General features: G+C 61.5%; 13 protein-coding genes. 11 read left to right on the forward strand and 2 right to left on the reverse strand.

Translation table 11 applies throughout. The features are described 5' to 3' along the window. Window positions 1–36: 36 nt before the first annotated feature. The 5 genes from VIH17_08410 to VIH17_08430 all read left to right on the forward strand — a co-directional run bounded on the left by VIH17_08410 (window position 37) and on the right by VIH17_08430 (window position 7,263). Window positions 37–930, forward strand: a complete 894-nt coding sequence (locus VIH17_08410) for an isoaspartyl peptidase/L-asparaginase (GenBank protein ID HEY4683258.1) — start codon at window positions 37–39, stop codon at window positions 928–930. A 144-nt stretch (window positions 931–1,074) separates the two neighbouring features. After that, window positions 1,075–3,198, forward strand: coding sequence for an elongation factor G (gene fusA / locus VIH17_08415; protein ID HEY4683259.1), 2,124 nt, complete (start codon window positions 1,075–1,077; stop codon window positions 3,196–3,198). A gap of 276 nt (window positions 3,199–3,474) precedes the next feature. After that, window positions 3,475–4,668: an aminotransferase class I/II-fold pyridoxal phosphate-dependent enzyme gene (locus tag VIH17_08420; GenBank protein HEY4683260.1), complete on the forward strand. Its 1,194-nt coding sequence runs from the start codon at window positions 3,475–3,477 to the stop codon at window positions 4,666–4,668. Between the two features lie 196 nt (window positions 4,669–4,864). Then, entirely contained in the window at window positions 4,865–6,820 is a 1,956-nt protein-coding gene (locus tag VIH17_08425) for a LysM peptidoglycan-binding domain-containing protein (GenBank protein HEY4683261.1), read from the forward strand. Window positions 6,821–6,948: 128 nt separating this feature from the next. Continuing rightward, a complete protein-coding gene (locus VIH17_08430; protein HEY4683262.1) occupies window positions 6,949–7,263 on the forward strand; it encodes a hypothetical protein in 315 nt (104 codons plus the stop codon). Between the two features lie 180 nt (window positions 7,264–7,443). Here VIH17_08430 and VIH17_08435 read toward each other — a convergent pair whose 3' ends face one another. Beyond that, the gene (locus VIH17_08435; GenBank protein ID HEY4683263.1) at window positions 7,444–8,157 is read right to left on the reverse strand and encodes a LexA family transcriptional regulator; all 714 of its coding nucleotides are present in this window, start codon (window positions 8,155–8,157) and stop codon (window positions 7,444–7,446) included. Window positions 8,158–8,404: 247 nt separating this feature from the next. On the opposite strand from VIH17_08435, the gene VIH17_08440 reads away from it, so the two are divergent. Both VIH17_08440 and VIH17_08445 read left to right on the forward strand, forming a co-directional pair. Next, window positions 8,405–9,202, forward strand: coding sequence for a HipA family kinase (locus VIH17_08440; GenBank protein HEY4683264.1), 798 nt, complete (start codon window positions 8,405–8,407; stop codon window positions 9,200–9,202). Next, window positions 9,166–10,005, forward strand: a complete 840-nt coding sequence (locus tag VIH17_08445) for a DUF3037 domain-containing protein (GenBank protein HEY4683265.1) — start codon at window positions 9,166–9,168, stop codon at window positions 10,003–10,005. The genes VIH17_08440 and VIH17_08445 overlap by 37 nt, the downstream gene beginning before the upstream one ends. A 53-nt stretch (window positions 10,006–10,058) precedes the next feature. Here the strand turns inward: VIH17_08445 and lipA are convergent, their stop codons facing one another. Next, window positions 10,059–10,958 carry a lipoyl synthase gene (gene lipA, locus VIH17_08450; GenBank protein ID HEY4683266.1) on the reverse strand — a complete coding sequence of 300 codons (900 nt, stop codon included), beginning with the start codon at window positions 10,956–10,958 and terminating at the stop codon, window positions 10,059–10,061. 952 nt (window positions 10,959–11,910) lie between these two features. On the opposite strand from lipA, the gene lpdA reads away from it, so the two are divergent. The 4 genes from lpdA to VIH17_08470 all read left to right on the forward strand — a co-directional run. Next, a complete protein-coding gene (lpdA, locus tag VIH17_08455; GenBank protein ID HEY4683267.1) occupies window positions 11,911–13,347 on the forward strand; it encodes a dihydrolipoyl dehydrogenase in 1,437 nt (478 codons plus the stop codon). Further along, complete coding sequence (lipB, locus tag VIH17_08460; protein HEY4683268.1) at window positions 13,340–14,071, forward strand: lipoyl(octanoyl) transferase LipB; 732 nt, start codon at window positions 13,340–13,342, stop codon at window positions 14,069–14,071. The genes lpdA and lipB overlap by 8 nt, the downstream gene beginning before the upstream one ends. Then, the gene (locus tag VIH17_08465; GenBank protein HEY4683269.1) at window positions 14,037–15,116 is read left to right on the forward strand and encodes a thiamine pyrophosphate-dependent dehydrogenase E1 component subunit alpha; all 1,080 of its coding nucleotides are present in this window, start codon (window positions 14,037–14,039) and stop codon (window positions 15,114–15,116) included. The genes lipB and VIH17_08465 overlap by 35 nt, the downstream gene beginning before the upstream one ends. Window positions 15,117–15,225: 109 nt before the next feature. After that, window positions 15,226–15,923, forward strand: a 698-nt coding sequence (locus VIH17_08470) for a transketolase C-terminal domain-containing protein (GenBank protein ID HEY4683270.1), incomplete at its 3' end; no start/stop codon positions are given.

Consider the following 15,923-nt stretch of genomic DNA (forward strand, 5'->3'; position numbering starts at 1 on the left):
TGGTCGAGCCCTTGCTGGACCAAAGTGGTTCTTAGAATGGCTCCGCAACCCATCCTCATCGTCCACGGTGGTGCCTGGGACATCCCGGATGCCGCCGTCGCAGCCTGTCGGGAAGGCTGCCGGAGAGCGCTTGAGGCCGGTTGGAAGATCCTCGACGAGGGCGGCTTGGCCGTGGATGCGGTGGAGGCGGCGATCGTGGTCCTGGAGGATGACCCCATCTTTGACGCGGGCATCGGCAGCCACTTGAACCGCGACGGGGTGGTGCAGCTCGATGCTATCCTCATGCGGGGTGATACGCTCAAGGCCGGAGCGGTGAGCGCTGTCGAGCGCGTCCGGAATCCCATCCGGCTGGCCCGTGCGGTGATGGAAAAGAGCGAGCACATGATGCTCGTGGGCCGGGGCGCCGAGCAGTTTGCCGAGGAAAATGGCCTGCCCCTGTGCGACCCCAAGGAGCTTATCGTCGAGCGCGAGGCGACCGCTTGGCGTCATTTCCGGGATGGGTTGCGCCCTCTGCACAAGCTCGGAGGAACGGTCGGGGCGGTTGCCATGGATGGCGCTGGCTTGCTCGCTGCGGGCACTTCGACCGGCGGGACTTGTTGCAAATTTCCCGGGCGGGTGGGTGATTCTTCGCTCATCGGTTGCGGTTGCTACGCCGACAATCACTCGGGCGCCGCCGGTTGCACGGGCTACGGCGAAGCCATCATGAAGATCGTCATGGCAAAGACCGCCACGGATCTCATGCTACGGGGGAAATCTGCCCAGGAGGCCGCGCATGCCGCCATCCGCATCCTGGCCGAGCGAACAGGCGACAGAGCCGGTCTCATCTTGATTGATACCCAAGGAAACATCGGCTTTGCCCACAACACCTCGCGCATGGCTTTTGGCTACGTTGCCCGGGACCGAGCACCGCGCGTTTCCGTGCAAGCCTAACAGCTGCTCGTCGGTCGGGCTGGTTGAATCCTCTTTTTCAACTGTGCTAGCATCGAGTTTTTCGGAAGCCCTCTTGCCCCGACGTGTCGGGGCGTGCCGCCTTTCTGGGCGGGGGCCGAACCCTCGAATCCTTAGGAGACTGCCGTGAAGGTTTATAGCGGCGAGAACATCCGCAACGTGGCCATCCTTGGACACGGTGGCACGGGAAAAACCTCCCTGACGGCGGCGATGCTCTATCTTGCCGGCGCCACCCCTCGCCTCGGCCGCGTGGACGATGGCTCCACGGTCACCGATTGGGATGAAGAAGAAATTGCCCGCAAGATTTCGATCTCGACCGGCCTGGCCTATGCCGAATGGGCGCCGCGGGGGAGAACAGAAAAGATCAAGGTCAATCTCCTCGATACCCCCGGGTACAACATCTTCATCAACGAAACCAAGGCCACCTTGCTGGCCGCTGACGCCGGGTTGATCCTGGTGGATGCGGTGGCGGGTTCGGAAGTAGTCACCGAAAAAGTCTGGGACTACTGCACCGAGTACGACCTCCCGCGCGCGTTTATGATCCACAAGATGGATCGCGAACTTGCCGGCTTCGAGCGGGCAACGGAGTCCATTCATCAGGTTTACGGCCGCGGCGCCGTTGCCGTCCAGCTTCCCATCGGCCAGGAAAAGAATTTCAAAGGGCTGGTGAACCTCATCGCGATGAAGGCTTACACCTACGTGGCGGGAGGCGAGGGGAAATACACCGAGAGCGAAATTCCGGCCGAGCTTGCCGAAAAGGCCAAGGATGCGCATGAAAAGCTGGTCGAGATGGTGGCCGAGGGCGATGACAAGTTGATGGAGGAATTTTTCGAAAAAGGGACGCTCGAGCCGACGCGATTGCAGGAGGGACTTCGCCAGGCCATCGCCGCCAAGAGAATCTTTCCGATGTTGATCGCTGCCGGATTGCCGAACATCGGGGCCGAGAACCTTCTGAACTTTATCTGCGATTTTCTGCCTTCGCCGCTTGCCCGGGGCAAAATCATCGGCGCGGCCGAACCCGGCGGGGGTGAAACGGTGGAGCGAAAGATTGCCGACTCCGAGCCGCTCTCGATCTATGTTTTCAAAACGCTGGCCGACCCGTTTGCCGGCCGTATCACCTACTTCAAGGTGATGAGCGGCGTGCTGAAGAACGACGCCACGCTCCAAAACTTCAATCGCAACACGGCCGAGCGTTTCCAGCACGTGGAAGTTCGCCAGGGGAAAACCCCCTCGGCAGTCGCCGAACTCCGCGCCGGCGATATCGGCACGGTCGCCAAGTTGAAAGAAACCACCACCGGCGATACGCTCGGCGACAAAGCCGCGCCCATTTTCTACAAGCCGGCGCGCATCCCCGAGCCTTCCATCAGTTTCGCCATCGAGCCGAAGACCCGCGCCGACGAAGATCGGCTCAGCCAAGCGCTGCACCGCATTCTGGAGGAAGACCTGGCGCTGCGCTACGTCCGGGATGCGCAGACGAAAGAGTTCCTGCTTGCCGGTTCCGGCCAGCAACACGTCGAGGTCGCCGTCGCCAAGCTCAAAAAGCGTTACAACGTGGATGTGGCGCTGAAAGCGCCCAAGGTGCCTTACCGCGAGACGATTCGCGGCAAGGCTGACGTCGAAGGCCGGCACAAAAAGCAGACCGGCGGCCACGGCCAGTTTGGCGTTTGCCGGATCAAGGTGGAGCCTTTGCCGCGCGGCAGCGGGTTCGAATTCGTGAACGACATTTTCGGCGGCGCCATTCCCAGGAACTGGGTTCCTTCGGTGGAACGAGGCATCCGCGAATCGGCCGCCCGCGGCTACCTGGCCGGCTACCCGGTGGTGGACTTCCGCGCCATTCTCTACGACGGCAAGTACCACGACGTGGATAGTTCGGACATTTCCTTCCAGATTGCCGGCCAATTGGCTTTCAAGGCGGCCATGGAGACGGCCAAGCCGGCGTTGCTCGAACCCATCATGAACGTCGAGGTCTATGTCCCCGAACAATACTCGGGCGACATTATGGGCGACATGAGTTCTCGCCGCGGGCGAGTCTCCGGCATGGAATCGCGCGGCACCAATTCCCTCATCAAGGCTCAGGTGCCGATGGCGGAGATGCTCACCTACGCCACCGACCTTACGTCCATGACCCAGGGCCGCGGCAGCTATACGATGGAGTTCTCTCACTACGATTTTGTCCCGCCCGAACTGGCCCAAAAAATCATCGACCACGCCAAAGCCGCCCGCGCCGGAGCCGCCCCTGCCGAGGAATAGTTCGGGTTCCCGTCACCCATCCATTTTGGCTGTTGCCCGTCCCTCCGCCGCAGCATAGACTCGGCGGGTTGTATGCAACACATCATGCGCTGAGAGGGACTTCTGTAGGGGCGACCTTAAGGCCGCCCCTACAACCGAGTTGCATCTGACACAGGACGCACTGACAGGGGGATTTTGATGCCCTCGCAAGTAGGGGCGACCTTAAGGTCGCCCCTACAACCGAGCCCCTACAAACCAGTTGTATGTAACGCATGACGTGCTGAGGGGGGAATCCAAATGGCCGCTCGCAAAACCAGGGAATTTCTTGGCAATGCCACAGCGACGATTCATACAGGAGAGATGAAGCACGGGGTGGCCGTGCCTGTTGCGCCGCCAATTGTTCAGACCTCGACTTTCACTTTCCCGAACATCAACGAGATGAAGCGCTGGGCTGAAGGGAAGTCCAAGGCGTACATCTACACTCGCTACGGGAACCCAACGCTGGCGGTGGCTGAGGCCAAGCTGGCGCAGCTCGAGCGCGGCGAAGCGGCCATTGTCACCGCCTCCGGCATGGCCGCTATTTCGAGTTCTCTGCTGGCCGTTTTAGGAGCTGGCGATGAGGTCATCGCCACCCGCTATCTCTACGGCGGAACCTACCGGCTGATGCGCGATGTCTTGCCCCGCCTCGGCATCCGGGTGCAGCACGTCGGGACAAACCTCGAAGGCGTCGAGCGGCTCGTCAACAAAAATACCAAGGTGCTTTACACCGAAACGCCCACTAACCCCACTTTGCAGGTGGTTGACCTGAAGAAAGCGGTGGCGCTTGCCCGGCGGTATAAGTTGGTCTCGATGGTGGATAGCACCTTCGCCACGCCCATCCTCCAACGGCCGCTAGAGCTTGGTTTCGACGTGGTGCTTCACTCGGCGACGAAATACTTGGGCGGCCACAGCGACATCATTGCCGGGGCGGCGGTGGGCAGCCGGGAAATTGTCGAAAAGGTTCGCCACATGGTGATCTACCTGGGCGGCTCGATGGACCCCTATGCTGCCTTCTTGCTCATTCGCGGGCTGAAAACGCTCGAGGTGCGCGTCAGGAAGCAGGCGGAAAACGCCCTGGCGATTGCACGCTTCCTCGAAAAGCACCCCACGGTTGTCCGCGTGCACTACCCGGGGCTGAAGTCGCACCCCGACCATGGCCTCGCCCGGCGGCAGATGGCCGGTGGGTTTGGCTCGATGATGGCGTTCGACCTGAAAGGGGGGCTCGGCGCGGCCCGGCGCTTCTGCGACCGCCTGAAAGTTGTCTTGCTGGCTGCCAGCCTGGGGGGAGTCGAGTCGCTGGTTTCCCTCCCTATTTATACCTCCCACTACCGCATGAGCTTGGCCGAACTGCGTTCGAGCGGAGTCGAGCCAGGGACGGTGCGGCTTTCCGTCGGCATTGAGGATGTGCGCGACCTCATCGCCGATTTGCGCCAGGCCCTTGCCCGCCAATGACCCTTTTTCTAGCCGATACCCTTTATCCTAGGCGGGCTTGCCTGAATCCCGTTTCCTATCAAGCAATTCCGGTTGACGCTTTGTCTTGACCGGACAGGTTCGAGCCCGCTAGAATTTGTTGACTCTGCCTCCCGAATGCATGTGACGGAGTGCGCCCGGCAACGTCAAAGGGGTTAACCAGCCGGAAGGAGTAGCTATGGAGGCTCAGCGTGGCGGTAGGCGGGTACGAGCTGGAAGAATCCTGCTTGTCATTCCTGTCCTTCCGTTGGTTCTAGTGCTGTTTGGCTGTGAGACCGGCAAGAACCGCCGGGCGGCGACTCCGCCACCTCAGGCGGTTGTCGTCTCTGGCCAGGCAAATGGTGAACCCCCGCCCCTTCCCATCCCGCAGTTTCGGGGTGCGTCCCTCCTCCTCTTTACGGCCTATGTGTCGCCAAGCCATCCGACCGAGGAGCTGATCCGGCGCGTCGAGGAAGCCTATCGGTCGGGCGAGCAGAGCTATCATGCCGGGCACCTCGAAAAGGCACGCCGGGAGTTTGACCGCGCCCTCGACCTGCTGCTCCTGAGCGGCCAGGATGTTCGCCAGGATGAGCGCCTGGAGAAGCTTTTTGATCGCATTGTCGAGCAGGTGCGCGCCTTTGAGGTAGCTGCCTTCCGTGAGGGCGATGGTTTCACCGAGCAGGCCCCGACCCCCGCTCCCATTGACGAGGTGGCCGAGATCGAGCCACCGGAAGCGCCGGTTGACCCCCAACTCGAGCGGCAAGCTTCGTCCACCATGCAAAGCGTCGCTCACGATTTGCCGTTGACGCTCAATGAACAGGTTCTCTCCTTCATCAATTTCTTTCAAACGAGTCGTGGCCGGGCCATCATCAGCCGGGGCCTCGAAAAGGCTGGCCGGTATCGTGGGATGATCGAGCGCGTGCTCCGGGAAGAGGGTTTGCCGCAGGATTTGATCTATCTGGCGCAGGCGGAATCGGCCTTTGAACCCTATGCCCTCTCCCGCATGGGGGCCAAGGGCCTCTGGCAATTCATGGCCTACCGGGCCCGTCAATACGGTCTGATGCGCACCTGGTGGGTAGATGAGCGGCAGGATCCGGAGAAATCCACCCGCGCCGCCGCTCGCCATCTGCGCGATCTTTACCATCAATTTGGCGATTGGTATCTTGCCATCGCTGCCTACAACTCCGGCCCGGGCGCGGTTCAGCGGGGGATCGAGCGGACCGGCTACGCCGACTTTTGGGAGTTGCTTCGCCGCCGGGTTCTGCCGCGCGAAACGGAAAACTACGTGCCCATCATTCTCGCGGTGGCGTTCATCGCCAAGGATCCGGGGCGCTACGGTGTTGACGTTGCCCCTGAGCCGCCGGTGCGCTTCGAGCGCGTTGCCGTCCCCAAGCCGATTGACCTGCGCTTGGTGGCAGAGATGATTGACGTGGACGTGCAGACGATCCGCCGGCTCAACCCCGAACTCCTTCGCCTGGTGACGCCCCATCAGCCCGATTTCGAATTGAAGCTTCCCTCCGGAACCACTCAGAAATTTCTCGCCGAGATTGCGACCGTCCCCGAAGACAAATGGGTCTCCTCAAGAAAGCACCGCATCGAGCCGGGCGAAACTTTGGGTGGCATCGCCAAGCTCTATCGCACCAAGCCCGGCGCCATCGCCGATGTCAACGGGATCCAACTCACCGCCGCGCTTCGGCCGGGCGATAAGCTCATTATCCCGGTCGCGCCCGGGCGGCAGGACCTCGCTCAAAAGCGACGCGCCATCACCTATCGAGCGCGCCGTGGCGATACAGTCGATTCGGTGGCCGAGCAGTTTTCCGTCACCCCCCGGGAACTTCGCCGCTGGAATCGCTTGCGCGGTTGGGCTATCCCCCGCGGCAAGCGCCTGCGCGTTTATGTGCCGGCCTTCCCGGAAGGGGAGCATGCCGCCCGAGCTGCCAAGCCGAGGAATTCCTCTAACACAAAGAAACAAAGCGAGTTAGTAAATTCAAGCGGGGTGGTGCATAAGGTCAAAGCGGGCGAGACGCTGTGGTCGATTGCCTCCTCTTACCACACCACGGTTGGGGCGCTCACGCGCGCCAATTCCTTCCTTGCCTCGCGTAGCTTGCAAGCAGGCGATCGCCTGATTGTTCACGCACCCCGCCGCGGCCAGTGAATCCTCGGTAGCCGACCGTAGGACTTGACAGATACCCTGAGGTATTATAAGTACGCACCGACGCGCGCTCGTCTTCTTTTTATCTTCCCCGACGGGCGGAGGGCGAAATCCATCGCCGGAGGTACTCCATGCCGGCCTCATTTAGCAAGCACCGCGATGATGATTTCGAAGACAGCTCCGAGTACAACGAAGAGGAAGAGGGGATGACGGACGAGCGCGACATCTACAAAGAAGAGGAGGAAGAAGAGGCCATGGAAACCGACGAACAGCGACCCACCATGCCACCCGAGCCCACACCCATCTGGGCTCCACCTCCGCCCCCCGCTCCCAAGCCGGCCAAAAAGAAAGCCAAGAAGAAAGCCAGGAAGGCGCGGAAACCGAAACGGAAGGCTAAGGGCAAGGCGAAAAGAGCCAAGGCCAAAGGAAAGCGCCGCAGACGCTAGGGCCGTTCCAACTATTGGGCGCTATTTCCCGCTCCCTCCCAACAGGTTGGTACGGGGCCCGCGAGTCCCGTTCCCCGCCGCGGCGGGCTGGTACGACACGAGCGGAATCTGCCACGGAATTTCGAAACCAAGATATACGGGTTTTGTGGAGGCCCGGCCCACAGGGTTCGGGCCTTTTTCTTAACGGCAGATCACGACGAGCGCCACCACCAGTCCCACAATCCGCGCTTCGGTGACTGTGCCCTGCCAAGGCCAGATCTCGCTCGGTTGACGGGGATGGTGAGGCCGGAGCAGGAGCCGGTCACCCTGCCGCTCCAGGTAGCGAATCTGTACTCCGCCCGCGTTTTTCACCGCATAGAACCGCCCCCGATCGAATCGGGGATCGCCCGGTGCCAGCCGATGACGATCTACGATCACGCAAGCGCCCGGCGGAACGCGTGGCGCCATGCTGGTGTCGTTGTCGGCGACCTCCAACGCCACGAAGCGAGTCCAGCCTTTTCGAGAGGGGTGCCCGTCGGCAGTGGTGCGAACCCCGGATAGAATCGCGGCCAGCCGAAGCGTGCCGTGGGCCAGCATCCGCGTGATCACCGGCGTGGTAGCCGCCGCCGGTCGGATCAGTGGCACCTCGGCCGTCTCGGCCTCGGCCCGGCTGACGGCCGGGGCATAGCCCGCCAACTCCTCAGCCGGGAGAAGCGAGTAGAAATCGAGCGCCATCACGGCCACCGCCCGGTCCAGCGTGGAGAGCTTCAGCCCGCGCTTGCCATGCAGGAAGTTCGAGATGTGCGCTTGGGTGAGACCGAGGCGGCGGGCCAGTTCTGCGCCCGTCAGCTCTCCCGCCGCCACCCTCCGGCGCAGCTCCTGGCGTAGGTTCTCCTGAAGATTCAGAAAACTCATTGCTGTGAGCATAGCAAAAAGATAATTGGTTGTCGAAGGCCTCTCAGCCGGGAGCGCCTGTCTGGGGGCGTCCGCGTTGGCCACAGCCCTTGGTGACTGCCTTGAGTATTCGCTTGTCGGTGATCGGTCTTCCCCTTTAGCATAGCGGCTGCCCCGCTGTGGCGGGGCCGTCCGGCCGTGGCGGGATCGGCGCCTGCCCCAGGGACGCCGTGTTCGGTCCAATGCTCTTTTTCGGCTCTTGAAGCCCATGCCGCTGGCAGTGGAACACGTTCGGCGAATGCGCGGCGGCGCGCAATCCCACCTCATGCGGGCGAGCGACGGCGGCTACTACATCGTCAAATTTCAAAACAACCCGCAGCATGTGCGGGTGCTTGCCAATGAAATGCTGGCCGCGCGGCTCGCGGAACGGTTGGGGTTGCCGGTGGCGCGCCCGGAAGTGATCGAAGTGACGTCCGAGCTGATTGAGGACACGCCCGAGCTGCACATCCAAAAATCGCTGGGGCGAGAACCGTGCCGGGCAGGGCTGCAATTCGGCTCGCGCTACCCGGGCGATCCGGCCGCACTCGCGGTGCATGACCTGGTGCCGGAGGAGCGCTTGCTCGAGGTAGGGAACCTCGACGCCTTTCTCGGCATGCTGATTTTTGACCGCTGGACGTGCAACACCAACGGCCGACAGGTGATTTTCTATCCCAATGGCGCGCCCACCCGCTATCGGGCGATGATGATTGACCAGGGATTTTGCTTTAACGCCGGCGATTGGAATTTTCCCGATTCGCCGTTGCGGGGCCTCTATCCTCGCCCACTCGTCTATCGGCCGGTGCGTTCCCTCGATTCTTTTGAGCCGGCTCTGCACCGGGTGGAGGAGATTTCGCCGCGGGTGCTGGATGAGGCGGTCGCCAGCGTGCCGCCCGAGTGGTACGATTTCGACCAGGAGGCGCTGCTCTCGCTGATCAGCCGGCTCTACGACCGCCGCAAGCGGATCCGGCAGATGCTCATCGAGACCCGGGATTGTTTTCGACAGCCGTTTCCGAATTGGACGACTTGATGCCCGAGGCAACCTTCGAGCGCTGTCAATTCTTTCTTCTGCGTTATACCCCGAACCTCATTCGGAATGAGTCGGTGAACATCGGGGTCTTTTTCTACCATCCCGCCGAACGGGAATTGCAGGTTCGCCTGACCGATAATTTTCGCCGCGTCAAACGGCTCCATCCCTGGGCGGATGTTGAGCTGCTCGCCCGGCTCGAGGCGGATTTTGCCGCCCAGATCGAATCCCAGGTGGCCGATCTCGGCGCCTACGTGACCCATCTCCAGGACACCCTTTCGGCCACCCTCCAGGTCAGCGAGCCCAAGGGCGTCTTGACCCAGGATCCGGCGGCGGAATTCGACCGGCTGTTTGACACCTACGTGCGCGAGCCGCGCTATCCGGGCCGGGCGGCCGTGGCGCTGGAAGGTGGTCGAGCTTGGATTCGCAATCGGATGGTGCCTGTGTTTCGCCGGCTGGGCATCCTTTCCAAACTCGAACTGCGGGTCTCGGTGGCGGAATTCACCTGCCATGGCGACCGCTTCCGGCTCGACTACGGCTACCGAAGAAATGGCACTCGCGGCTTTCTCCATGCGCTTTCCCTCGCTGCTGATCCCGCCCAGGCAAAAATCCTGGCCTATACCATGGAGCGCATCCGGGCGAAGCTGCCCTCTTCGGAGATGACGGTGATCACCGAAGCTGAAGCCTCTCCGGAGATCGAGGCCCACCAGTTCGTGTCTCGTATTTTGGCGGAGCAGGAGATTCAGATGATTTCCGTCGCCAGGCTCGACGAGCTGGCCGAATCCCTCCGCCAGACGATTCGCTGACTGGCCGCTGATTGCTTGGGGCCCCATCCGCGCTTGAGCCGTACCCGATTCCACTAAAGGGTTGCGCGGTGTTGCCGCTGGGCGTGGTAGGAGCTGCGGACGAGTGGCCCGGCCTCGACGTGCCGGAAGCCCATGCGTTCGCCCTGGCGCTTGAATGCGGCAAACTCCTCGGGGTGGTAGTAGCGAGCGATGGGCAGATGCTCGCCGTCGGGCTGGAGATATTGGCCGATGGTCAGGATATCGCAGCGCTGGGCAACGAGGTCGCGCATGGTGGCGAGGATTTCTTCCTTCTCTTCGCCCAGCCCGACCATCAGGCCGGACTTGGAGATCATGGAGGGATCGATTTCCTTGACGCGGCGAATCAGTTCGAGCGAGCGCTCGTAGCGCGCCCCGCGGCGCACCTGACGGTAGAGGCGGGGAACGGTTTCGGTGTTGTGGTTGAGCACGTCCGGGCGAGCCCGGACAACGGTTGCGAGCGCCTGCCCGTCACCGCGAAAATCGGGGATGAGGACTTCCACCTGGCAGCCGGGCTTGGCGAGGCGGATGGCGCGGATGGTTTCGGCAAAGATGCCCGCGCCGCCGTCGGGCTGGTCGTCACGGTTGACCGAAGTGACCACGGCGTATTCGATCCCCATCTTGACGACGGCCTCGGCCACTCGCCGCGACTCATCCGGGTCGGGTGGAGCGAGCGGCTTGCCGGAAGGGACGGCGCAGAAGCCGCAACGCCGCGTGCAGAGATTGCCGAGGATCATGAAGGTGGCGGTGCGCTGCTCCCAGCATTCGCCGATATTCGGGCAACGGGCCGACTCGCAAACCGTGTGCAGCCCGTTCGCCCGCATGAGGCGCTTCAGTTCGAGGTAATTGGGCCCGCCGGGAAAACGCACCCGGAGCCACTCGGGCCGCGGCAAGCGCGGCGGTGTGGCCTGAATGACTGGCAGTGTGAAAAGGTGCATATGCAAGCTTTGATTGTAGCACGACAGATAGACAGGTAGCGGCGACGAAGGCTACGCCTTCGTCGCCGGTTTGTACCGAGTGCGTGGTATATAGTTCGGTTCTATGACGCGCCTTCGGCGGCTGGTGCTCAGTGACAAAATCTTTTTTCTCACGACGAATCTCCGTCGCGGACTAGCGCCGTTCAGTCCCAGAGAGCGTAAGCTGTTGTCTCACACGGTGGCGGCAGTTCGCAGGCGAAGGCAGTTTCAACTCGCTGGCTTTGTGGTTATGCCCGACCATCTTCATCTCTTGGTCCGGCCGCTGCCTGGGGATCCGATCTCAGTGCTCATGCAGGAATTAAAGTATGTAAGCGGGCGAAGGATCAACATCGCCCGGGGCAGCCGAGGAACGCTTTGGCAAAAGGGATTCTTTGATCACTTCATGCGCACTCCCAAAGAATTCGCCGAGACACTTGACTACATACATCAAAACCCTGTGCGCAAGGGACTGGCGCAGAGTGCGGAAGATTGGCGCTGGTCAAGCGCCCCAGCCTATGCTGGCCTTGAATGCATAATCACCATCGACTTCATCGATCTACCTGCACAGTCAGAGAAACCCTTGAGCTAGTGCCGTTCCAACTATCTCCCACTAAGTGTTTTTCGAGAAGCGCAGCCGGATGGATAGTTTGCCGCTGCATTTCACGCTTATGCTTAGTTAGTTGGAACGGCACTAGCGGTCTGCCCCAAAAGCCGACGAGGAATGCGGGCAAAGCCCAAGCGCATTCCTCGCCGCTACCGCCACGCGGCGCCCCTTGTCTCGCAGCGAGGGGGCTGTTAGAGTTTTGTGTGCACTTAAGCGAGAAAATGGAAAACAGAAAATGGGAAACGGGATTAAAGGCCTGTTTTCCGATTTCCGACTTCGGTTTTCTAATCGCATTTTTCGAGCGCCGCGGCAAGCATTCGGAGGTGTCTTTTGGCTGATACGCCGCAGTACGATCTGGCCGTCATCGGGAGCGGACCCGGGGGCTACGTGGCCGCCATTCGCGCCTGCCAGTGGGGGCTGAAAACGCTCATCATCGAACGTGAAGCCGTCTTTGGCGGCACTTGCTTGAACTGGGGCTGCATCCCTACCAAGGCGCTGCTCTACCATGCCGAAATCTACGATCTCATCAAGAACGCACGGGAGTTTGGCATCGAATGCAAAGGCGTTTCGCTCGACTGGGCTGCCGTCCGCGCCCGAAAAGATAAGATCGTCAAGAAGCACAACAAAGGCCTGGAATTTCTCTTCCGCAAGAATAAGGTGGAATCCATGACCGGCGTCGGGCGCATCAAGGCGCCGCCCCGACAAGTCGGGGCGCCGGGCGTCGTCACGGTCGAGAAGGACGGCAAGACGAGCGAAATCCGAGCCAGGAATATCCTCATCGCCGCCGGTGCGGAGGCGCGCGGTTTGCCCGGAATCGAGTTTGATGGCGAGACGATTCTCAGCAACAAGGAGATCTTGAGCTTGCCGGCGGTGCCGAAATCGTTGATCGTCGTCGGCGCCGGCGCCGTCGGCGTCGAGTTTGCTTCCATCTTTCACGCCTTCGGCGCGGAAGTAACGCTGCTCGAAATGCTGCCCCGCCTGGTGCCGATCGAGGACGAAGAAATTTCCGCCGAACTTGAAAAATCTTTCAAGAAGCGCGGCATCAAAGTCCTGACGCAAGCCCTGGTCGAGAGTGTCAAGAAGACGGCGAAGGGCGTGACCGTCACCTATGAAAGCAAGGCTCAAAAGGAGTCCGCCTCGGGCGCGCTCAGCGCCGAAAAAATCCTGATCGGGATTGGACGAAAGCCGAACACGGAAGGACTGGGGCTCGATAAGACCCGCGTCAAGGTTGACCGCGGCTACATCCACGTCGGGCCGTACATGGAGACGGACGAGCCGGGCATCTACGCCATCGGCGACCTGGTGGCTGGCTTTCCGCAACTGGCTCATGCCGCTTCCATGGAAGGCATTGTGGCGGTGGGGAAGATGGCTGGCCGGAAGGTGCCGCCGGTGAATCGAGATCGCATCCCGGGCTGCACCTATTGTGAGCCGCAGATTGGCTCCGTCGGGCTTACCGAGCGCGCCGCCCGCGAGGCGGGGCACAAGGTTCAGGTGAGCAAGTTCCCGTTTGCCGCCAACAGCAAGGCTTCCATCATCGGCCAGCAGGAGGGCTTTATCAAAGTGGTGGCGGATGAAAAGTACGGTGAGCTGCTGGGCGTGCACATCATCGGCCCGCTGGCGACGGAGTTGATTGCCGAGGCGGTCCTCGCCCTTCAGCTTGAGGCCACGGTGGATGATCTCCTCTTTACCATCCATGCCCACCCGACTCTCTGGGAGGGCATGGCGGATGCGGTGGCGGGGGTGCGGGGACTGGCAGTGAATTTCTGAAGCTGCTCGGAGCAGTATGCTTCCTTGTCCGGTTCTCCAACTTGGCACGACCGACTACGCCCGCGCAGGGGACCTCCAGCGGCGATTGGTCGAACTGCGCAAGGCTGAGGCCATCCCGGATGTCTTGCTTTTGTGCGAGCATCCGCACGTCATCACCCTGGGACGGAATGCCCGGCGGGAGAACCTGCGGCTGCCCGAGGAGGAACTGGCGCGGCGCGGCGTTGAGGTCCACGCCACGGATCGGGGCGGTGACGTTACCTATCACGGTCCCGGGCAGCTCGTTGGCTACCCCATTATGGATTTGAAGCAGGTCAAGCGAGACGTCGCCGCCTATATGCGCTCGCTCGAAGAGGTTTTGATCCGGGTGGCGAGCGATTTTGGGCTCCTCGCCGGGCGCCTCCCCGGCCTGACCGGCGTCTGGGTGGGCGGCGAGAAGCTGGCCGCGATGGGTGTTCATATCAGCCGCTGGGTGACCTCCCACGGCTTTGCCCTGAACGTGAATACGGATCTCAAGTACTTCGATCTTATCGTTCCCTGCGGCCTCGCCGCCCGGCGCGCCACCTCCCTCGAAGCCCTTCTCGGCCAACGAGTGGAGATGGCCGAGGTCGAGTCCAGCGTCGTCGAACATTTTGCAGAAGTTTTTGTCCGGGAGACCTGCCCGGCTCGAAGCCATGATCCGGAGGAATGGCTTGCCCGTCACGCTCACCAAATCGCAACATCTTGAGCTGTACTACTACATGAAGCTCAACCGCATGGTCGAGCAGCAACTGACGAATTTGTATCGCCAGGGCAAGGTGGTCGGTGGACTCTATTCCAGCCTGGGTCAGGAAGCCATCTCCGTCGGTTGCGCTTATGCCCTCGGTCCGGAGGATTACTTGGCGCCCATGATTCGCAACCAGGGAGCGGTGATGGTCAAAGGCTTCCGGCCGCGCGACCTTTTCACACAATACATGGCCCGCGCTACCGGGCCCACCGGCGGCCGCGACAGCAGCTCACATTTTGGCGACCTGGGTCGGCGCAAGGTGGTTGCCCCCATCAGCATGCTGGGCGATCTCATCCCCGTCCTGGCCGGCGTCGCTCTGGCGGCGCGCTACCTTGGCAAAAAGATCGTCACCCTCACCTGGATTGGCGATGGCGGTTCTTCGACCGGAGCTTTTCACGAAGGCCTCAATTTTGCCGCCGTCCAGCGCCTGCCCCTGGTCGTGGTGCTCGAAAATAACCAGTGGGCCTATTCGACCCCGGTTTCCAAACAATCGCTCCTCAAGGATTTTGCCGACAAGGCAAAGGCTTACGGCATTCCGGGCGTCGTGGTGGACGGAAACGACGTGGTCGCCGTCTATGGCGTCGCCAAAGAGGCAGTGGATCGCGCCCGCGCCGGCCACGGGCCGACCTTGATTGAGGCCAAGACGATGCGCATGAAGGGCCACGCCGAGCACGATGACGCCGCCTACGTCCCCAAGGCAGTCTTGGAAGAATGGAAGAAGAAGGACCCGATCGAGCGGTATGAAAAGTTTCTTGCCTCGAAGAAGATCATGGCGGAAGCAGAAAAAAGGGATATCGTGGCCCGCATCGAGCGCGAGTTGAAGGAGGATTTGGATTTTGCCGAGAAGAGTCCCTTTCCCGACCCGGCCACGCAACAGCAGGGGGTTTATTGCGAAGCGGGCTGTCACGAGATTCGACCGGACTGGGCCGAGCCGGTGAAGAAGGTACGGGCGGAGCCGGTACTGGTAACGAACAACCCCCCAAAGCGTGGCATCAAAAAGGGCTAACCCTAATGTTCCGAAATTCGAAATTCGAAACTCGAAACTCGAAAATCGAGAGCCCCAACTTTCAGGTTTTGTCGAATTTCGAGTTTCGAATGACGAGTTTCGAAGGTTAGTGGCGGTCAAAGCGACCATGGCAGCGGTTACCTATCTCGAAGCCATTCGCCAGGGCATCTGGGAGGAGATGGCGCGCGACCCGAGCGTCATCCTCATCGGGGAGGATATCGGCGTCTATGGCGGGGCTTTCAAGGTAACCGCCGGGATGCTCGAGCAATTTGGCGAAGAGCGCGTGATCGATACGCCGATCGCGGAGTCGGCGATCGTCGGGGCGGCGATTGGCGCCTCCTATCTCGGCCTGCGCCCGGTGGCGGAGATGCAGTTCATGGACTTCATCGCCTGCGCCTTCAACCAGATCACGAATTTTGCCGCCAGGTCGCATTACCGCTGGAACGCTCCGGTGCCGATTGTCATTCGCGGGCCCTCCGGCGGCGGCGTGCACGGCGGGCCCTTCCATTCGCAGAACCCGGAAATGTATTTTGTGCACACGCCCGGCCTGAAGGTGGTCTGCCCGGCCACGGCCTATGACGCCAAGGGATTGATCAAGGCCGCCATCCGCGACAATAATCCGGTGCTCTTCTTCGAGCATAAGTTTCTTTACCGGCGCATCAAGGAGGAATTGCCGAAGGAGGACTACCTCGTTCCGCTGGGGAAAGCCGCCCTCCGGCGCGAGGGGAAAGACATCACCGTGGTAACCTACGCCGCCATGGTGCATACGGCGCTCGAAGCGGCGGAGAAGTTGGCTGAGGAGGGCAT

The sequence above is a fragment of the Candidatus Acidiferrales bacterium genome (assembly GCA_036514995.1).
Taxonomy (GTDB): Bacteria; Acidobacteriota; Terriglobia; order Acidiferrales; family DATBWB01; genus DATBWB01.